17 protein-coding genes are annotated in these 18,977 nt (G+C 68.8%); 12 read left to right on the top strand and 5 right to left on the bottom strand.

Annotated features, from left to right (window positions below):
* Positions 1–14: 14 nt before the first annotated feature.
* Entirely contained in the window at positions 15–1,730 is a 1,716-nt protein-coding gene (gene treS, locus ACIBO2_RS04975; RefSeq protein ID WP_358537071.1) for a maltose alpha-D-glucosyltransferase, read from the top strand.
* On the opposite strand, the gene ACIBO2_RS04970 is transcribed toward treS, so the two are convergent.
* The 3 genes from ACIBO2_RS04970 to ACIBO2_RS04960 are packed head-to-tail and all read right to left on the bottom strand — an operon-like array spanning position 1,722 to position 5,258.
* Entirely contained in the window at positions 1,722–3,989 is a 2,268-nt protein-coding gene (locus ACIBO2_RS04970; RefSeq protein ID WP_397295443.1) for an FtsX-like permease family protein, read from the bottom strand. The genes treS and ACIBO2_RS04970 overlap by 9 nt on opposite strands.
* Before the next feature lie 40 nt (positions 3,990–4,029).
* Positions 4,030–4,755 carry an ABC transporter ATP-binding protein gene (locus ACIBO2_RS04965; protein WP_397295441.1) on the bottom strand — a complete coding sequence of 242 codons (726 nt, stop codon included), beginning with the start codon at positions 4,753–4,755 and terminating at the stop codon, positions 4,030–4,032.
* Entirely contained in the window at positions 4,752–5,258 is a 507-nt protein-coding gene (locus ACIBO2_RS04960; protein WP_358177959.1) for a PadR family transcriptional regulator, read from the bottom strand. The genes ACIBO2_RS04965 and ACIBO2_RS04960 overlap by 4 nt, the downstream gene beginning before the upstream one ends.
* 128 nt (positions 5,259–5,386) lie before the next feature.
* On the opposite strand from ACIBO2_RS04960, the gene ACIBO2_RS04955 reads away from it, so the two are divergent.
* The 8 genes from ACIBO2_RS04955 (at position 5,387) to ACIBO2_RS04920 (ending at position 13,209) form a co-directional block, all read left to right on the top strand.
* Positions 5,387–6,634: an ABC transporter substrate-binding protein gene (locus ACIBO2_RS04955; protein WP_358537064.1), complete on the top strand. Its 1,248-nt coding sequence runs from the start codon at positions 5,387–5,389 to the stop codon at positions 6,632–6,634.
* Between the two features lie 7 nt (positions 6,635–6,641).
* Positions 6,642–7,967, top strand: coding sequence for an ABC transporter substrate-binding protein (locus ACIBO2_RS04950; RefSeq protein ID WP_358537062.1), 1,326 nt, complete (start codon positions 6,642–6,644; stop codon positions 7,965–7,967).
* A gap of 11 nt (positions 7,968–7,978) precedes the next feature.
* Positions 7,979–9,358 (top strand): ABC transporter permease subunit, encoded by a 1,380-nt coding sequence (locus tag ACIBO2_RS04945; protein ID WP_358537060.1) that lies wholly within the window; start codon positions 7,979–7,981, stop codon positions 9,356–9,358.
* Positions 9,355–10,254, top strand: coding sequence for a carbohydrate ABC transporter permease (locus ACIBO2_RS04940; RefSeq protein ID WP_358537057.1), 900 nt, complete (start codon positions 9,355–9,357; stop codon positions 10,252–10,254). Before ACIBO2_RS04945 ends, ACIBO2_RS04940 begins: the two co-directional genes overlap by 4 nt.
* Positions 10,255–10,355: 101 nt before the next feature.
* The gene (locus ACIBO2_RS04935) at positions 10,356–11,744 is read left to right on the top strand and encodes a M1 family metallopeptidase (RefSeq protein ID WP_397295437.1); all 1,389 of its coding nucleotides are present in this window, start codon (positions 10,356–10,358) and stop codon (positions 11,742–11,744) included.
* Between the two features lie 69 nt (positions 11,745–11,813).
* The gene (locus ACIBO2_RS04930; protein WP_225290308.1) at positions 11,814–12,491 is read left to right on the top strand and encodes a uracil-DNA glycosylase; all 678 of its coding nucleotides are present in this window, start codon (positions 11,814–11,816) and stop codon (positions 12,489–12,491) included.
* A gap of 10 nt (positions 12,492–12,501) precedes the next feature.
* The gene (locus ACIBO2_RS04925) at positions 12,502–12,825 is read left to right on the top strand and encodes a hypothetical protein (RefSeq protein WP_357646772.1); all 324 of its coding nucleotides are present in this window, start codon (positions 12,502–12,504) and stop codon (positions 12,823–12,825) included.
* 93 nt (positions 12,826–12,918) lie between these two features.
* Complete coding sequence (locus tag ACIBO2_RS04920; protein WP_358537053.1) at positions 12,919–13,209, top strand: MTH1187 family thiamine-binding protein; 291 nt, start codon at positions 12,919–12,921, stop codon at positions 13,207–13,209.
* Positions 13,210–13,244: 35 nt separating this feature from the next.
* On the opposite strand, the gene ACIBO2_RS04915 is transcribed toward ACIBO2_RS04920, so the two are convergent.
* Positions 13,245–13,949 (bottom strand): helix-turn-helix domain-containing protein, encoded by a 705-nt coding sequence (locus ACIBO2_RS04915; protein ID WP_397295434.1) that lies wholly within the window; start codon positions 13,947–13,949, stop codon positions 13,245–13,247.
* Positions 13,950–14,122: 173 nt separating this feature from the next.
* Between ACIBO2_RS04915 and ACIBO2_RS04910 the strand changes: the two genes are divergently transcribed.
* From ACIBO2_RS04910 to ACIBO2_RS04900, 3 genes are all read left to right on the top strand, one after another.
* Positions 14,123–15,304 carry a cytochrome P450 gene (locus tag ACIBO2_RS04910; protein WP_397295432.1) on the top strand — a complete coding sequence of 394 codons (1,182 nt, stop codon included), beginning with the start codon at positions 14,123–14,125 and terminating at the stop codon, positions 15,302–15,304.
* A 3-nt stretch (positions 15,305–15,307) separates the two neighbouring features.
* A complete protein-coding gene (locus tag ACIBO2_RS04905) occupies positions 15,308–16,129 on the top strand; it encodes an oxidoreductase (RefSeq protein WP_358537045.1) in 822 nt (273 codons plus the stop codon).
* A 400-nt stretch (positions 16,130–16,529) separates the two neighbouring features.
* Entirely contained in the window at positions 16,530–18,125 is a 1,596-nt protein-coding gene (locus tag ACIBO2_RS04900; protein ID WP_397295430.1) for an FAD-dependent monooxygenase, read from the top strand.
* Positions 18,126–18,140: 15 nt separating this feature from the next.
* Here ACIBO2_RS04900 and ACIBO2_RS04895 read toward each other — a convergent pair whose 3' ends face one another.
* The gene (locus tag ACIBO2_RS04895; protein WP_358537040.1) at positions 18,141–18,962 is read right to left on the bottom strand and encodes an ABC transporter permease; all 822 of its coding nucleotides are present in this window, start codon (positions 18,960–18,962) and stop codon (positions 18,141–18,143) included.
* Positions 18,963–18,977: the final 15 nt, after the last annotated feature.

Here is an 18,977-nt window from a genome sequence, read left to right as displayed (position 1 = left end):
TCTGTGAGCGACATATGATCAACGCATCCCCAACACCGGAGCCGATTTCCGAGGCGTTCGTCTCGGAGGATCCCTCCTGGTACAAGCGGGCGGTGTTCTACGAGGTTCTTGTCCGAGGGTTCAAGGACTCCAACGGCGACGGCACCGGAGACCTGCGTGGTCTCACGGAGAAGCTCGGCTATCTGGAATGGCTGGGCGTCGACTGCCTTTGGCTGCTGCCCTTGTACGAGTCGCCGCTGCGCGATGGCGGGTATGACATTTCCGACTATATGAAGATCCTTCCGGACTTCGGGGACCTCGGGGATTTCGTCCATCTGATCGAGTCGGCGCACGAGCGCGGGCTGCGGATCATCACCGACCTGGTGATGAACCACACGAGCGACCGTCATCCCTGGTTCCAGGCGTCGCGGCACGACCCGGAAGGGCCGTACGGCGACTTCTACGTGTGGTCCGACGAGCCGACCGGCTTTCCCGACGCCCCGATCATCTTCATCGGCGCGGAGGAGTCCAACTGGACCTACGACCCGGTGCGCAAGCAGTACTACTGGCATCGCTTCTTCCACCACCAGCCGGACCTGAACTATGACAACCCGGCCGTGCAGGAGGCCATGCTGGAGGTGCTGAGGTTCTGGCTGGACCTCGGCATCGACGGCTTCCGGCTGGACGCGGTGCCCTACCTGTTCGAGCGCGAGGGCACGGCGTGCGCGGGGCTGCCCGAGACGCACGCGTACCTGAAGAAGGTCCGCGCCGAGGTCGACCGCCTCTACCCCGACCGGGTGCTGCTGGCCGAGGCGAACGGCTGGCCCGAGGACGTGGTCGAGTACTTCGGCGACCCCACCGTGGGCGGCGACGAGTGCCACATGGCCTTCCATTTCCCGCTCATGCCGCGCATCTACATGGCGGTCAAGAAGGAGACGCGCGAGCCCATCTCGGAGATCATGTCGCGCACGCCCAAGCTGCCCGACACGGCCCAGTGGGGCATCTTCCTGCGCAACCACGACGAGCTCACGCTCGAGACGGTGACCGAGGAAGAGCGCGACTACATGCACAGCGAGTACGCCAAGGACCCGCGCATGCGGGCCTACCTGGGCATCCGCCGCCGGCTCGCGCCGCTGCTGGACAACGACAGGGACCGGATCGAGCTGTTCACGGCCCTGCTGCTGAGCCTGCCGGGCTCGCCGATCATGTACTACGGCGACGAGATCGGCATGGGCGACAACATCTGGCTGGAGGACCGCGACGCGGTGCGCACGCCGATGCAGTGGAGCCCCGACCGCAACGCCGGCTTCTCCTCCGCCGACCCGGGGCGGCTCTACCTGCCCGCGGTCATGGATCCGATCTACGGCTTCCAGGCGGTCAATGTGGAGGCGCAGCAGCGCAGCGAGGGTTCGCTGCTCCACTTCACCCGCAAGATGCTGGAGATCCGCCGCAGCCACCCGGTGTTCGGCCTCGGCGCCTACACCGAAATGTGGTCCTCCAACAACAGCGTGCTCACCTACGTCCGGGAGTACGGCGACGACGTCATGCTGTGCGTGAACAACCTGTCGAAGTATCCCCAGCCGGTGGAGCTCGACCTGCGCCGCTTCACGGGCATGACGCCGGTGGAGGCGCGGGGCGGGGTGCACTTCCCGGTGATCGGCGAGCTGCCTTACCTGCTCACGCTGCCGAGCCACGGGTTCTACTGGTTCGCGCTGAAGAATCTCAAGGCCGCTGAGGTCGTCTCAGCGTGAGGTGACGGGCACCTGGGCGCGGGCCGCGCGGCGGGCCGGGATGAGCGCGACCGCGAGCGCCGCGCCCACGGCGACCAGCACGGCGACGATCAGTGTGAGGACCGAGGGCGGGCGGCCGATGCCCGCCCCGACTCCGCTGGTGTAGCCCTGGAGGTCGATCAGGCCGGTCACCACCGAGGCGCCGGCCGCCGTGCCGGCCACGATGCCCAGCACGACCAGCAGCCCGGTGCCCGTCACCAGGGTGGCCATCACCTGCCGCGGGGTCAGCCCCATCGCCTTGAGCACGGCCAGATCGAAGGCGTGGTCGCGCAGCCCCAGGGCGCTGGCCGTGAGCAGGTTGGCCAGGCCGATCAACGCCAACACCGCGATCAGCGCCACGATCACCACCCGGATGACCGACAGCCGGTCGGCCGGGTTGACCACCCGCTGCACGTCGAGGCTCTCCCCCGAGGCTGCCAGCAGCCTGTCGCGCACCTCGCCCGGATCGGTGCCCTGGCGCAGCGCGAGGGCGTAGAACTCGGGCGGCACGGAGTCCTTGGCCGCCAGGCTGTCGAGCCCCACGGACAGCACCTCGCCGTCGAGGTCCGGCTCCACGGTGCGGCCGACGATCCGTACGATCAGCGGCGAGCCGCCGACGGTCAGCCGGATCCGGTCACCGATCCTGGCGCCGAGCAGGTTGAGCAGCCCCTGCCCCGCGACGGCCTCGCCGGGCTGGCCGTACATGCGGCCTTCGACGACCGGAAACGGGTAAGGGTCGGCCGAGCTGCCGATGGCCCGCACCCTGACCGAGCGGGCCGCGCCGGGGGCCAGGGCGTTGACGTCGGTGCCCGGGTAGAGGCTCTGGACGGCCCTGTCGGACTCGGCGATGCGCTGGGCGTCGGCCGCCTCCAGCTTGCCCGGCCGGACATACAGGCTGGCGTGCTGGCCGACCTGCTCGGGGTGGCTGAGGAAGTTGTCGAGCGTGGCCCAGACGCCGAGCCCGATCGTGATCATCATCATCGGCACGGCCAGGCCGAACGCGGTCAGGAACGCCGGCAGCCGCCTGGTGAAGGCGTCGCGGGTGCCGAGAATGAGCGCGGGTGGCAGCCGTACGAGCAGGGCCAGCCTGGCCAGACGGGACAGGTGGCCGCGCGGCGGCGCCGCCGGGGCGCCGGGGATGGGCGGTGTGCGCCCGCCACGCCAGGCGGGCACTCCGACCGCGGCGAGCACGGTCAGCGCGGTGCCACCGACAATGGCCAGCACGGGCACGGGCGCGACGGAGGTCGTGCCGAGCACCGCCACCGTCGCCGCCCATCCGGCGAGCGTGCCGACGCCGACGCCGAGCAGGCCGAGTGCGCCGTGCTCGACCAGGAGCAGCAGGGCGACCTGGCCCCTGGTGAAGCCCATTGACTTGAGCGTGGCCAGGTCGCGCAGCTGGCCGAGCACCCGCCCGCCCGCCGCGTTGGCCAGCGCCAGGGCGGCGGCGACCAGCCCGACCACGCCGAAGAGCGCCAGCAGCGTGCCGAGCAGCCGGTTGTCGAGCTCCATCGCGGCGCGTACCTCGCGCCAGGTGTAGACACGCTGCAGCTGGTCCTCCAGCATGACCACGACGCGCTGGGAGACGACCTGGGTGGCGTCGGGGTCGGCCAGGCGCAGGCCGGTCACCCACTCACTGCGGCCGAGCATGGGCTCGATCCGGTCGAGCGTCGCCGGCAGCACCCAGGCCAGGCCGGGCGTCCACTCGGGGTAGAAGCCCTGCTCGGCGGAGTCGGCGATGCCGCGTACGTACAGGGTGTGGCGCTCGCCGCTCAGCGCGATGATGGAGAAGGCGTCGCCGAGCTTGAGCCGCAGCGCCCTGGCGAAGGAGCGCTCGACCACCACGCCGTCGGACTGGGCGGGGTCGAGCCAGCGGCCCTCGGCCACGACCGGGTGCGCCACCCGGGGCGGCGTGGCGGGCATCGCGCGCAGCGCCGCGGGCTCCTTCTTGCCGTCCTGGACCACGGTGACGGGCGCGGACCTGTAGGGCCCCGCGGTCTGGCTGACGCCGTCGATGCCGCCCAGCCCGGCCTGGGGGCTGTCCTTGGTGTAGAACCACACGTGGGCGCCGTCGGTCTGGGCGAACAGGCTGCGCCACGGGTTGGTGCCGTCTTCCAGCAGGGTGACGGCGGTGATCAGCGCGGCCACGATCCCGGCCACGGCGAGCACGGTGAGCAGCGCCTGGCCCCGCCTGGCCCGCAGGTCGGCCCTGATCCACCGGCTGCCCGCCCTGGCCGTGCTCATTCTCTGAGGCTCACTTCGCTGAGACTCATTCCACTGAAGCTCATCGGAGGTCGATCACCTCGCCGGCCGTGCCCGTACGCCTGCGGGTGATCCGGCCGTCGTCGACGATCTCGCCGTCGAACAGCGACACCAGGCGGTCCGCGAGTGCGGCCACCCGGGCGTCGTGGGTGACCATGACGATGGTCTGGCCGTCCTTGTGCACGTCGCTGAGCAGCCGGAGCACGTCACGGGTGTTGCGGCTGTCGAGGTTGCCGGTCGGCTCGTCGGCCAGCAGCACGCTCGGCTGGTTGGCCAGCGCGCGGGCCAGCGCGACCCGCTGCTGCTCGCCGCCGGAGAGCTGGCCGGGCGCGGCGTCCGCGCGTTCGGTGAGGTTGAGGGCGCCCAGGAGGCTCTCGCGGCGTTCGCGGGCGTCTTTGGGCGAGGCTCCGGCCAGCAGCGCCGGCAGCTCCACGTTGTCGGCCACGGTCATGTTGGCGACCAGGTTGAAGAACTGGAAGACGAAGCCCACCTTCTTGCGCCGCAGCAGCGCCCAGGCGCTCTCCGAGAGCGTGTCGACGCGCTTCTCGTCGAGCCAGATCTCGCCGCTGGTGCGGGCGTCCAGTCCGCCGAGCATGTGCACCAGCGTCGACTTGCCCGACCCCGACGGCCCCATGATCGCGACGAACTCGCCCGGCTCCACCCGCAGATCCACCCCGCGTACGGCCGGCACGGGGACCGCCCCATCGGAGTAGATCTTCACCAGGTTGACGGTCTTGATCACGCTCATGCCAGATCCTCCTGGCACCGGGCCAGCCAGTCCAGGTCGGCCTGCAGATGCAGCATGGCCCCCTCGATGAGCAGGACCGCCACGGTGTCGGCGGGCGCCGTGCGGGAGAGGAGGTCGTTGAGGTCGCTCATGAGCGAAAGATAGTGCCGGCGCTGCCGGTTGATGAGGGCCATCCGGTCGGCGATGCCGGTGAGCGGGGCCAGCACGAGCTTCATGAAGAACTCGTCGCGCACCCGGGGACCCTCGGTCGGCTCGTCCACCCAGGTGGTGAGCACGTCGCGGCCCTTGGCCGTCAGGTAGTAGACCTTCTTGTTCGGCCGGTTGGACTGCTCCACGTCGACGGCCCTGACCAGGCCGTCCTTCTCCAGCCTGCCGAGGGTCACATAGATCTGGCCGATGTTGGGCGAGGGATAGGCGCTGCCGAAGGTCTGCTCAAGGGCCTGTTTGAGCTCGTACCCGTGGGCAGGTTCCTTGGCCAGGAGCGCCAGCAGGTGCAACCGCAAGCCCCACCTCCCCCTTGTGTTACGGATGCGTTACGCGCTTCTCCGTTGACCGTCAGATTACATGTGTGCATAACATGAATGCATCTACCTAACACGAATGTAATCCTTCTGAACTGGGAGGTCATCGGGTGCATCGCTCGTTGCCGATCGTGCTGGCCGTCTGTCTGGCGGCCGGGTGCGCGGCGACGGGTGACGAGGTCGGCGGCGATACCGGCACGGGCGGCACCGGCCCGATCACCTTCGCCACCGGACGCGACACGACGGCGTACCTGCAACCCCTGCTGGATCGCTGGAACCAGGCCCACCCGGCCGAGAAGGTGACGCTCCTCGAACTCCCCGAGGCCGCCGACGAGCAGCGCGCGCAGATGGTGGCCAATCTCCAGGCCCGGAGCAACCGCTACGACGTGCTCGGGCTGGACGTGGTGTGGACCGCCGAGTTCGCGGAGAACGGCTGGATCATCCCCCTGGAGCGCGGGCTCTTCCCGCTCGACAGGCTCCTGCCGCCCGTCGTGGACACCGCGGTCTACAAGAACAAGCTGTGGGCGGTGCCGTACACGAGCAATGCCGGCCTCCTCTACTACCGAACCGACCTGATCAAGAAACCGCCGCGCACCTGGGCGGAGCTTCGCGAAAAAGCCCTAGAGGTCACGAAAAAGCGGGACATCGGAGGTTACGCCGGGCAGTTCCTCGCGTACGAGGGGCTGACCGTGAACTTCTCCGAGGCCGTGCAGTCGGCGGGCGGGCAGATACTCAGCCCCGACGGCACGGAGGTGACCCTCGACCCGGCCAAGGCCAGGATCGCGCTGGACTTCCTCATCCAGGGCCTGCGCGAGGGCTGGATCCCCAAGGAGTCGCTGTCGTACAAGGAGGAGGAGTCCCGCCTGGCCTTCCAGGAAGGGCGGCTGGCCTTCGCCCGCAACTGGCCGCACGCCTACGGCCCGGCGACGGCCAAGCTCGGCGGCAAGTTCGCGGTGACCAGGCTTCCCGGGCTCAACGGCCCGGGGTCGAGCACGCTCGGCGGGGTCAACCTGGCCATCAGCGCCTACTCCAAGCACCAGCACACCGCCCAGGAGTTCATCCGCTACTTCACGGGCCTGGAGAACGAGCGGCGGGTGCTCACCGACGGCTCGTTCCCGCCGGTGTGGACCGAGCTCTACGACGACCCGGCCCTGATCAAGCGCTTCCCCTACCTGCCCGTACTCAAGGAGAGCATCCTCGCCGCCAAGGCGCGGCCGGTCAGCGCGAACTACAACCAGCTCAGCCTGGTGATCGCCAGCTCGGTCGCCAAGGCGCTGAGCCCTCCCTACACCGAGTCCGCCGACGACGTCGCGGTCTCCATGAAGTCCGAACTGCAAGAGATCATCAGCACACAGTGAGGCAGCCATGCGAAAAGCCAGAGCAGCAGCGATCCTGGCCGGGCTCGCGGTAGCGGTCGCCGCCTGCGGAAACGCGCCGACGACCACCCAGCCCACAGCGTCGGGCTCGGCGCCGGCGAGCGACGGCGGGAGCAAGACACTCCAGGGCGTCAAGCTCGAGATCGCCGCCAAGTGGACCGGCGAGGAGCAGAAGAACTTCGAAAAGGTGCTCAAGGCTTTCTCCGACAAGACCGGCGCCACGGTCACCTATGCCTCCACCGGTGAGGACACCGGTGCCTACCTCGGCCCGCGCATCCAGGGCGGCAGCCCGCCCGACGTGGCCGTCCTGCCGCAGCCGGGCCTGGTGCAGCAGTACGCCAAGCAGAACGCGCTGAAGCCGCTGACCTCCGAGGTCACCAAGGAGATCGACACCAACTACACGCCGTACTGGAAGGAGCTGGGCTCCGCCGACGGCAAGCCCTACGGCGTGCTGATCAAGGCCGCGCACAAGTCGCTGGTCTGGTACCGCGCGCCGGCGTTCGAGGACGCGGGCGTGCAGCCGCCGACGAACTGGGACGAGCTGGTCAAAGCCGCCCAGACGATCGCCGACTCCGGCACGGCGCCGTTCTCCCTCTGCGGCGCCTCCGGCTGGACGCTGACCGACCTGTTCGAGAACGTCTACCTGTCGAGCGCGGGTCCGGACAACTACGACAAGCTCTCCAAGCACGAGATCCCCTGGACCGACCCCAGCGTGGCCACCGCGCTGCAGAAGATCCAGCAGATCGTGGGCAAGAAGGAGTTCGTCCTCGACGGCAGCTCCGGCGCGCTGCAGACCGACTTCCCGACCTGCGTGACCAAGGTGTTCGGCCAGAAGAAGGCGGCCATGGTCATCGAGGCCGACTTCGTCGCCACCCAGGCGACGCAGGACGGCGCCAAGGTCGGCGAGGACGCCAAGATCTTCCCGTTCCCCAAGGCCGGTGACACCGCTCCGGTCGTGCTGGGCGGCGACGTGGCGGTCGCGATGAAGGACTCCCCCGGCGCCATGGCGCTGCTGCAGTTCCTCGCCTCCAAGGAGGGCGGCGAGATCTGGGCCAAGCTGCCCGGCTACCTGTCGCCCAACAAGAACGTCTCCCCCGACAACTACCCGGACCCGCTGACCAAGCAGCTCGGGCAGACGATCATCTCCGCCGGTGACGCCGTCCGTTATGACATGTCCGACCTGGCGCCCAGCGCCTTCGGCGGCACCGACGGCAAGGGCGAGTGGAAGGTGCTGCAGGACTTCCTGCGCAACCCGAGTGACATCAAGGGCGCGCAGACCAAGCTCGAAGATGAGGCCAAGAAGGCCTGGAAGTAAGAGGTAAGGCCGTGACCGAAAAGGTGGACGGCCCGAAGGCCCCGCGCGAGGACGACACCTCGCGCGGGCCCGCCTCCGGACCGGCTGAAACCCCCCGCACGCAACGACGCCTCGGCCCTTCGCCGACGGTCGCGATCGCCTTCCTTCTCCCCGCGGCCCTGCTGCTGGGAATCTGGGTGGTCTATCCCATCGTCTATTCGATCTTCCGAAGCCTGTTCGACGCGACCGGCAGCGGATTCGTGGGCCTGGGCAACTACGCCACGATCTTCACCGACGCGAGCATGCTCACCACGATCAGGAACAACCTGATCTGGGTGGTCGTCGCCCCGATCGTGGTGACGACGCTGGGCCTGATCTTCGCGGTGCTCACCGAGCGCATCAAGTGGGCGACCGCGTTCAAGCTGATCGTCTTCATGCCGATGGCGGTCTCGCTGATGGCCGCGGGCGTGATCTTCCGGCTCGTGTACGACGAGGACCCGGGCAAGGGCGTCGCCAACGCCATCCTGACCACGGTGCACGACACGTTCTCCTCCTCCCAGGGCTACCCGGACGCGCGGCCCCGCGAGGGCGACCAGTCGGGCGTCGTGGCGGACAAGGGCGCGATCGTCACCAAGCAGCCCGTCCAGTCGGGCCAGCCGGTGCTGATCCCGATCGTCGGCATCAAGCCGAACATCATGCCGAGCGCCGCCCAGCCCGCCAAGGCCGCGCCGCCGGGCAACGCCCTGTCCGGAACGGTGTGGTTCGACTTCACCCCGGGCGGCGGCGGCAAGAACGGCGCGCCCGACGCCACCGAGAAGGGCCTGCCCGGCATGACCGTGGAGGCGGTCAAGGACGGCCAGGTGGCCGGCACCGCCACGACGGCCGACGACGGCTCCTTCCGCTTCGACGGGCTGGCCGCGGGCTCCTACGTCGTACGGCTGCCGCAGTCGAACTTCCAGGCGGCCTACCACGGCCTGACCTGGCTCGGCCCGACGCTCATCACCCCCGCGATCATCGGCGCGTTCGTCTGGGTGTGGGCCGGGTTCGCCATGGTGCTGATCGCGGCCGGACTGGCGGCCATCCCGCGTGACTCGCTGGAGGCGGCCCGCATCGACGGCGCCACGGAGTGGCAGGTGTTCCGCCGGATCACCGTGCCGCTGCTGTCGCCGGTGCTGCTCGTCGTCTTCGTGACGATGATCATCAATACGCTGAAGGTGTTCGACCTGGTCTTCATCATCGCGCCGCCATCGGTCCAGCCGCAGTCGAACGTGGTCGCGCTGGAGATGTGGCGGGTCTCCTTCGGCGGTGGGAACAACCAGGGGCTGGGCAGCGCGCTCGCCATCTTCCTGCTCATCCTGGTCCTCCCCTTCATGATCATGAATATCCGCCGATTCAGAAGGGAAGACACGTGACCACGGCAACCGCCCCGGCTCCTGCCGAGGTCTACGCGGGCGCTCCCCGCCGGAGTGTGATCACGCGCGTCGTCGACCGTCTCGGCGGCGGCGCCGTCCAGTTCCTGATGGTGCTGCTGGGCCTGTTCTGGTTGGTCCCGACGCTCGGCCTGATGGTCGTCTCGCTGCGCTCCCCGGCGGTCAACGGCGCCGAGGGCTGGTGGACCATCTTCACCAAGCCCGCCGAGCTGACCATCGAGAACTACAAGAACCTCCTGGCCGGCGGTTTCACCTCCTCCTTCTGGAACACCGTGTTCATCACGGTGCCGACCACGGTCCTGGTGATCGGGATCGCCGCGATGGCCGCCTACGCGTTCGCGTGGATGGACTTCCCGGGCCGTGACCTGTCGTTCCTGGTCGTGGTCGGACTGCTCATCGTGCCGATCCAGATCGCGCTGATCCCGGTCGCCATCTTCTACGGCGGCGTCGGCATCTTCGGCACGATCCCCGGCGTGGTGCTGTTCCACGTGGCGTTCGGGTTGCCGTTCGCGATCTTCCTGCTCCGGAACTTCTTCGTCGGCATCCCGGCCTCCCTGCTGGAGGCGGCGCGGATGGACGGGGCATCGGAGCTGAAGATCTTCGTGCGGGTGGTCTTCCCGCTCGGCAAGCCGGCTATCGCGTCGCTCGGCATCTTCCAGTTCCTGTGGGTGTGGAACGACATGCTCATCGCGCTGGTCTTCGCCGACACGGACAACCAGCCGATGACCAAGCAGCTCCAGTCGCAGATGCGGCAGTTCGGGTCGAACGTCGACATCCTCTCGTCGGGCGCCTTCCTGTCGTTGATCATCCCGCTGGTCCTCTTCTTCGCCTTCCAGCGCTACTTCGTGCAGGGCATGATGGCCGGTTCGGTGAAGTAGGTCCACATGTGCCAGCCAGACGCGGGGGCATGGGCACCCGCCTGCCGAGGGGGGCAGGCGGGCGCCCGTAACGCTCTCTCTGACGGCCTCGAAGGTAAGACATGAAGCTCCTCGCGGCGGCGGTCGCCACCCTCATCGCCCTCGGCCCCGGCTCAGCCGGTGCGGGCGCCGACTCCATCGGCGTGGGCGCGGCCCCCGGCGCCGAGGGCGCGGGTGATCCGTACTTCCCCCAGCAGGGCAACGGGGGCTACGACGCCGCGCACTACGACCTCGCGCTGGGCTACGATCCGGGGTCCAATCAGCTGAGCGGCGTGGCGACGATCACCGCCCGGGCCACGCAGGAGCTGAGCCGCTTCGACCTGGATCTCGTCGACACCCTGGCGGTGCGGTCCGTGGTGGTGAACGGCGCGGCGGCCTCGTTCCGGCGCAGCGGTCCGGAGCTCATCGTCACTCCGCCCGGCAGGCTGGCCTCCGGGCGCCCCTTTTCCGTTGTGGTCCGGTACGACGGCAAGCCGACGTACCTCGTCGACCCGGACGGCTCACACGACGGCTGGATCCGTACGGATGACGGGGTGTTCAACGCCAACGAGCCGCAGGGGGCCATGACCTGGTATCCCGGCAATCACCACATGACGGACAAAGCCACGTACCGCTTCACGGTGACCGTGCCGAGCACGCGGGTCGCGGTGGCCAACGGCGACCTGGTGTCGAAGACGTCCCAAGGCGGTCGCACGACGTACGTGTGGGACGAGAGGGAGCCGATGGCCAGCTACCTCTCGACCGTCACCATCGGAAAGTTCCAACTTTCCGACACCAAGATCGGAAATTTCCGGGTAATCACCGCCGTGGACCCGCGGAACGCTGCGAAAGCCGGAGACTTCGCCAAGCGCCACAAGCCCATCCTTGACTACTTCGGCTCGCTCTTCGGCCCCTACCCGTTCTCCTCGACCGGCGGCATCATCGACCGCGCGTCGGACGTCGGCTACTCGCTGGAGACGCAGACCCGCCCGATCTACCCCCAAGTACCGAGCGAGCCGCTGCTCTCCCACGAGCTCGCCCACCAGTGGTTCGGCGACGCCGTGACGCCGACACGCTGGAAGGACATCTGGCTCAACGAAGGCTTCGCCACCTACGCCGAATGGCTCTGGCAGGACAAGCTGGGCACCAAGAAGCTCCAGGACTCCTTCGACGAGGCCTACAGCCGTGCCCCGGAGGACGAGTTCTGGCAGACGCCCGCCGCCGACCCGGGCGGCGCGGCCGGGCTCTTCAAGGACGCCGTCTACTCCCGCGGCGCGATGACGCTGCACGTCCTGCGCGGCGCGGTCGGCGACCGCGCGTTCTTCACCATCCTCAGGACCTGGGTCAACGACCACAAGTACGGCAACGCCGACACCGCCGCCTTCATCGCCCTGGCCCAGCGGGTCTCGGGCCGGGATCTCGGCACGCTCTTCGACCAGTGGCTGTTCCAGCGGGGCAAGCCCACGCTGTGATCATTCTGGTACGGCCGCCCACCGGATTCGGACCGCAAGCCGTACCAGACCTGGCTAAGCTCAACAGCCATGGCCAGTCGTCCCTTGAACGAAGTCGTCGAAGCCGGATGGGCCAGTGCGCTGGAGCCCGTCTCCGAGCGCATCTCCCATATGGGCGAGTTCCTCCGCAATGAGATCGCCGAAGGCCGGCAATACCTCCCCGCGGGCGCCAACGTACTGCGCGCCTTCAACCAGCCCTTCGACGAGGTCAAGGTGCTGATCGTGGGCCAGGACCCCTACCCCACGCCCGGTCACCCCATCGGGCTGTCGTTCTCCGTCGCCGCCGACGTGCGGCCGCTGCCCGGCAGCCTGCTCAACATCTACAAGGAGATGGAGACCGACCTCGGGCTGCCGCGGCCGTCCAACGGCGACCTGACCCCCTGGGCCGACCAGGGCGTACTCCTGCTCAACAGAGTGCTCACCGTGATGCCCGGCAAACCCGCCTCCCACCGGGGCAAGGGCTGGGAAGAGGTCACCGAGCAGGCCATCCGCGCGCTGGTCGCCCGCGACAAGCCGATGGTCGCGATCTTGTGGGGCCGCGACGCGCGCAACCTGGCGCCGATGCTCGGCAGCGTGCCGCGCATCGAGTCCGCGCACCCGTCTCCGCTGTCTGCGCGCAACGGATTCTTCGGTTCCCGGCCCTTCAGCCGTGCCAACGAGCTCCTTGTTCAGCAAGGCGCCGGTCCTGTCGAGTGGAAGCTGCCCTAGCATCTTCGCCATGAGTGATAACGAGAAGTTCCTGCGCCTGACGGTCGAGCTGACCGTCGAGGTGCTCGACGTGGACGCGCTGCAGGCCGCGGCGCTGGCCGAAATCCGGCATCCCGACGCCGACCTCACCGAGGAAGAGCGGGCCGAGCAGGTGGAGCTCGTCAACTCCGACGACACCGGCGCGTCCGCCCTGCAGTGGCTGATCGAGCCGGACCACGTCCTGCAGCTCGTCGACCACATCGACGAGATCGAGCCGCGCGAGGCCGTCCTGGGCGTCGAGCCCTCCGACGGTCCCAGCGAGGAAGAGGAAGAGGACGACCACGAGCACGCCTGAGTCCAGTGCGGGCCACGAGGTCTGTTCGATCGAGCACCGATTGGCTTCGATCGGCATCGTGGCCCGCGCTGTGAGCTTTGAGAGGACATTGAGTTGATCGTCGCGTTCTCGATCACGCCGCTGGGCGTCGGCGAGGGAGTCGCCGAGCCGGTCGCGCGCGCCGTCAAGGTGGTGCGGGAGAGCGGGCTGCCCAACCGGACGGACTCCATGTTCACCACCATCGAGGGTGAGTGGGACGAGGTCATGGCGGTGGTCAAGCAGGCGGTGGACGTGGTGGCCGAGGTGGCGCCGCGGGTCAGCCTGGTGCTGAAGGCCGACCTCAGGGCCGGTGTCACCGACGGCATGACCAGCAAGATCGAGTCCCTCGAACGCCACCTGTCCTGACCGGTGCCTTTGGCTGGGGTCGGGTCAACCCTGGCCTAGTCGGCGAGGGCGTGCCGCCAGTGCTCGGCGGCTTGGGCCATGTCCTGGTGAAGGTGCTGGAAGAACCGGCTGGCGGTGTGCATGCGGGAGCCCGCCGGGTTGGTCACGCCGTAAAGCTGGGCTCCCTGCCGGGTGAAGTCCGCCCACAGGACCATGCCCTGGAGGCTGGCCAGCCAGGCCTGGTAGCAGACGTGGTCGTCGATCAGGTATCTCTCGCGCCGTCCCTGGCGTTCGCGGGCGATCAGCCCCCGCTGGTCGAGCCAGGCGACCGCCTTGGAGACCGAGGCCGGGCTCACCCGCAGCCGGGCGACGAGTTCGGCGGCGGTGGCGCCGCCGCTGTCGCTGACGAACAGGCAGACGAGGACCCTGGCCATCATGGCCGGGATCCCGGTCTGGGTCATCATCGTCGCGAAACGCTCCTCGAAATCCCGCACCGATTCCGGGTCCCACCCGGGCGCGTCCGCATGGGCGACGGGCGCGACGTGCGTGACCGACCTGTGGCGACGGGCCCGCCACCGCGTGGCCTGCTGGGCCTGGTTGGCCCGGTAACGGTGGTGTCCGCCGTTGCGGGCGACCTCGCGAATGATCGTGGACTTGGACCGTCCGAGCCGGCGGGCGATCTCGGCGTACGGAAGGCCCGCGGTCAACCCGGCGGCGACGCGCTGGCGCTCCTCGTAGGTCAGACGGCCTCCTGCCATCATCACTCCCCTCCTCCGCGCGGGCGATCACGCCTGCCGGTGCGTTCAGCTTCAGAGTCAACGCATCGATCGCGTCGCTTCTAGCTCGGCTTATCGCCGCGACTTGTTGTTTCTGATGGAACCACATTCCTAGCGTTTCGCTCATCGCAAACACAGCACACGACAAGGAGACCGCGGTGAGCGCAACATTGCCGACCGAGCGGAGCGCGGGCCACCCGTTCGACCCGCCCACGGGATTGGCCGAACTCCGCGAGCAGCGCCCGCTGAGCCGGCTGGCCTACCCCGACGGTCACGAAGGTTGGCTGGTCACCAGCCACGCCCTGGTGCGCGCGGTGCTGGCCGACTCGCGGTTCAGCGTCCGGGCCGAGCTACGGCACATGCCGATCTCCGGGGCCCCGGACAGCGACCAGCCCCCACCTCCGGGGATGTTCGGCGGCATGGACGCACCGGACCATACGCGCTACCGCAACCTGCTCACCGGGAAGTTCACCGTTCGCCGCATGCGCCAGTTGAGCGAGCGGGTCACGCGGATCACCGAAGAGCACCTGTCCGCGATGGAGCGGCAGATCGGCCCGGTGGACCTGGTGACGGCCCTGGCACAGCCGGTCCCCGCGCAGATGATCTGTGAACTGCTCGGCGTGCCGTACCAGGACCGGGCCCGATTCCAGCAGCACGCGCTGGACTTGTTCCGCCTGAACGCCCCACCGGAGGAACTGGCGGCGGCCTACGGAGCGGTGCACGCGTTCGTCCAGGAACTGGTCGCGGCCAAGCGCACGGCCCCCACCGACGACCTGCTCAGCGACCTGACCGAAACCGACCTCAACGACGAGGAACTGGTCAACATCGGCTTCTCGCTCCTGGGCGCCGGCATGGACACCACGGCCAACATGCTCGCGCTCGGCGTGTTCGCGCTGCTCGTCCACCCCGACCAGCTCGCCGCCCTGCGCGCGAACCCCGGCATCGCCGACCGCGCGGTCGAGGAACTGCTGCGGTACGCGAGCATCATCCCGTTCACCATCCGCACGGCCCTGACCGACGTGGAGCTGAACGGCGAGGTGATCAAGGCCGGGGAGACGGTCACCATCTCGGTACCGGCGGCCAACCGCGATCCCGCGCATTTCGCCGACCCCGACACCCTCGACCTGCTCCGCTCGACCAGCGGCCACGTGGCCTTCGGCCACGGCGTGCACCAGTGCCTCGGTCAGCAGCTCGCGCGGGTGGAACTCCAGGTCGCGCTGCCCGCCCTGGTCACCAGATTCCCGGACCTGCGTCTGGCCGTCCCGGTTCAGGACGTGGCCCTGCGCACCGACATGCTCATCTACGGCGTGCACGCGCTGCCCGTCGTCTGGGGGGTGTGACCCATGCCGAAGGTCTGTCTGGTCACCGGGGCATCGGCCGGTATCGGTCTGACGACCGCCCTGGAACTACTGCGCGCCGGCCACGTCGTGTACGGGGCCGCCCGGCGCGTACGGAAGATGGACGTCCTGCGCGAGGCCGGCGGGCACGTTCTGGAGATGGACGTGCGCCGCGACGCCGACCTTGACCGGGCGATCGCCACGATCCTGCGGGAGCAGGGCCGGATCGACGTTCTGGTCAACAACGCCGGAACGGTCCTGCACGGCGCGGTCGAGGACGTCCCCCTGGACCGGGCGCGCGACCAGTTCGAGGTCAACGTCCTGGCTCCCGCCCGATTGATCCAGCTCGTCCTGCCGCGCATGCGCGAACAGGGATCCGGGATGATCGTCAACGTATCCTCGATCGGCGGCGAGATCAGCCTGCCGCTGGGCGCCTGGTACTACGCCGCCAAACACGCCCTGGAGGCCCTCTCCGACACGCTGCGCATGGAGGTCGCGCCGTTCGGGATCAACGTCGTGATCGTTCAGCCCGGCATCATCAAGACCGAGTTCGAGGACCAGACCGCCGCGCAACTGCGCGAGCACTCCGGGCTCGGCGCCTACCGTTCGATGGCCGAGGCGATGGCCGCACGCAGCGAGAACGGGCTCGCCGAGGGCTCCGATCCCCGGGTCGTCGCCGAGACCATCCGCGCGGCAGTCGAATCCGACGCTCCGCAGACCCGCTACGCCGTCGGCTGGCTCGCCGACAAGCTCCTGGAACTCAACCGGACCCTGCCTGACCGCGAGTTCGACGCACTGGCGAGCCGCTCGATCACCCCTCCCCCGTAGGGGTCTCCCAGGGACCCCAGCCACAACAGACCGTCTCCCTCTTCTCCTCCAAGGAGGTATCCCTCCGGAAGGGCCCCAACCACCACGAACCACCTCCATCCGCTCCTCCAAAGGAGGTATCCCTCCACAAGGACCTCAGCCACCACGGGCCGTCACAGGAGATGAGGCGGTCGTGTAACGAACCACCCGGGGAACCCCACCTCATCGGGCGGTCCCTGACCGGCCCGGTGCCGAACAACCGTTGCGACCCCAGCCGACTGCTTCCGGTCCACTCCTCACGGGGTTTCCCACTACCGCCCTCTAGTACATTTCGAGATATGTCTTGACCCGCCTCGCAGACGCGACATATCGTGTTGCTCGACCAATAACGCGATACTACGCGTTCCAGGAGGTGGGTTGAGTGCACGAGCGAGTACCCGTTCTTGTCGTCGGCGGCGGTTACGCCGGGCTGAGTGCAGCAGCGCTGCTGGCGTGGCGTGGCGTGCCTGTCATGCTGGTCGAGCGGCACCCCAGTACGTCGGTCCAGCCCAAGGCGTTCGGGATAGGCCCCAGAGCCGTCGAGTTACTGCGGCCGGTGCCCGGGGTCGAGCAGTCACTGCGGGACATCTGGCAGGGCATCGGTGACGGCATGCGCATCGCGATCGCGGCGAACCTGGCCGACCCGAACCCGCACATGATCGTGACCGGCGACGAGGACGACTTCGCCTTCCTCGCCGACGTCACGCCCGCCGTCCAGGTGGGCGCCCCTCAGGCGGAGGTCGAGCGGGTGCTGCGGGCCAAGGCCGAGGAGTTGGGGGCCGACCTGCGGTTCTCCACCGAGCTGGTCTCGCTGGAGCAGGACGCCGAGGGGGTCACGGCGGTCATCCGCGCCGACGGCGTCGACAGTGTCGTACGGGCCGACTACGTGGTGGCCGCCGACGGCTTCCGCAGCCCGCTCCGCGCCCAGCTCGGCATCCCCGCTTCGGGGAAGGGCGAGCTGGGGCTGATGTGCTCGATCATGTTCGATGCCAACCTGACCGGGCTGGTACGGGAGCGCGAGGTCACGCTCTGGTACCTGCAGAACGAGGTCTTCACCGGCGTCATCGTGACCGGCACGGGCGTGGGTGCGCACGTGGTGGGCGTCAACTACGACCCCGCCAAGGGTGAGAGCGAGGCCGACTTCACCGAGGAGCGCTGCGTCGAGCTGGTACGAGTGGCGACCGGCGTGCCCGACCTCGACGTACGGGTGCTCGACAAGACCACCTTCGCCATGGCGCACGTCGTGGCCGACCGCTACCGCGACGGGCGGGTGTTCCTGGCCGGCGACGCGGCTCACACGATGCCGCCCACCGGTGGGCAGGGCGGCAGCACGGCGCTCCAGGACGGCTGCGACATCGCGTGGCGACTCTGGCTGGTGGCGACCGGACAGGCCGGGCCGGATTTCCTCGACACCTACGACGCCGAACGCCGTCCCATCGGCACGCTGACGGCCGACGCCCAGCTCGCGAACCTCGGCCATCGGATGCCTCCCGCGATGCGTACCGAGTACCCGGAACCGCTCGAAGACCCCCTGGCCGCCATGATCGGATACCGCTACCACTCGACGGCGATTCTGGAGGAGCCCGATGATGACGGGTCGATCCTGGAAGATCCGCGCGTACCGACCGGGCGTCCGGGGAGTCGCGCCCCGCACGTGCCGCTCGACTGGGACGGGCAGCTGATTTCGACCATCGACCTGTTCGGATCCGGTTTCGTGCTGATCGCCGGACCTGGGGGACAGCATTGGATGGACGCGGGGCGGCTGATCAAGGAGCGGCTGCGCATCCAGCTCACGCGCGTGCTGGTGGACGAGGAGCTGATGGACGTCGAAGGCTGCTGGGCGGAGAGGTACGGCGTGGACAGGGGTGGCGCCGTGCTGATCCGGCCCGACGGCTACGTCGCCTGGCGCTCACCGTACGCCGACCCGGACCCCGCGACCACCCTCGAACGGGTACTCCGGCAGGTGCTCAGCCGCTAGTTTCCCTCGGTCGCCTCAGAAGAGGCGCAGCTGTCCGGTCCGCTGGGCTCGTGCCTCTCCCAGCCGGAGCGCGACGACCGCCGCGAGCAGCAGGGCTCCGGACAGTACGGCCAGCCCGGTCAGCTCCCCGGCCAGGTCGCCGATGCCCTGGCCGTCGAGCAGCGCACCACGTACGACCGCCAGGCTGCCGGTGAGCGGGAGCACCGAACCGACGGCCCGGATCCAGCCGGGCAGCGCGAACACCGGCAGCCGCACCCCGCTGGCGAACCACATCGGATCGTCCAGCAGCGTGTAGAGGAAGGCGGCGTCCCTGGAGAAGATCAGCAGGCTGTTCAGGAACGCCCCCCACGCGACCGCGGGCACCAGCATGGCCAGGAAGACCACCGCGTACATGGCCGGGTGGGCCACGTTCACCACGTCCAGCAGCGTGAACATCGCCACCGCGAAACAGGCGAACAGCCAGGCGTTCTGCACCAGCGCGCCGAACCCGTTGGCGACGACCACGACCAGCCGGTTCGCGGGTGACAGGAAGAGGAGTTCCAGCGTGCCGGTCTGACGCTCGAAGGAGAAGTGCCAGGCCGACTGCACCAGCGAGAAGAAGAACGTGAACCCGAGCGCGCCCGTGGCCAGGAAGGCGAGCAGCCGTTCCGGGTCGGCGGCGAGTGGCCAGCGCTCGGCGATGCCCGGCGTGGCGGCCAGCGGCCGGAGCGTGTAGTAGGTCTCGGCGAGCTTCAACAATGGCCAGACCAGCATCGAGAACAGGACCAGCTTGCTGCCGAAGATCTGGCGATGCTGCTTGAGCGCCTCGGCCCGCATGACCTTCATCGCGTGCCTCACGTCATCACCTGCCAC

The sequence above is a fragment of the Nonomuraea sp. NPDC050022 genome, assembly GCF_044460705.1.
In the GTDB taxonomy this organism is placed as follows: Bacteria; Actinomycetota; Actinomycetes; order Streptosporangiales; family Streptosporangiaceae; genus Nonomuraea.
This window is presented reverse-complemented; position numbering and strand designations above follow the sequence as displayed.

Coding starts and splice junctions, on each gene's coding strand:
- treS (WP_358537071.1), top strand. CDS start 15: ATGATCAACGCATCCCCAACACCGGAGCCGATTTCCGAGGCGTTCGTC.
- ACIBO2_RS04970 (WP_397295443.1), bottom strand. CDS start 3,989: ATGAGCACGGCCAGGGCGGGCAGCCGGTGGATCAGGGCCGACCTGCGG.
- ACIBO2_RS04965 (WP_397295441.1), bottom strand. CDS start 4,755: ATGAGCGTGATCAAGACCGTCAACCTGGTGAAGATCTACTCCGATGGG.
- ACIBO2_RS04950 (WP_358537062.1), top strand. CDS start 6,642: ATGCGAAAAGCCAGAGCAGCAGCGATCCTGGCCGGGCTCGCGGTAGCG.
- ACIBO2_RS04935 (WP_397295437.1), top strand. CDS start 10,356: ATGAAGCTCCTCGCGGCGGCGGTCGCCACCCTCATCGCCCTCGGCCCC.
- ACIBO2_RS04930 (WP_225290308.1), top strand. CDS start 11,814: ATGGCCAGTCGTCCCTTGAACGAAGTCGTCGAAGCCGGATGGGCCAGT.
- ACIBO2_RS04925 (WP_357646772.1), top strand. CDS start 12,502: ATGAGTGATAACGAGAAGTTCCTGCGCCTGACGGTCGAGCTGACCGTC.
- ACIBO2_RS04915 (WP_397295434.1), bottom strand. CDS start 13,949: ATGATGGCAGGAGGCCGTCTGACCTACGAGGAGCGCCAGCGCGTCGCC.
- ACIBO2_RS04905 (WP_358537045.1), top strand. CDS start 15,308: ATGCCGAAGGTCTGTCTGGTCACCGGGGCATCGGCCGGTATCGGTCTG.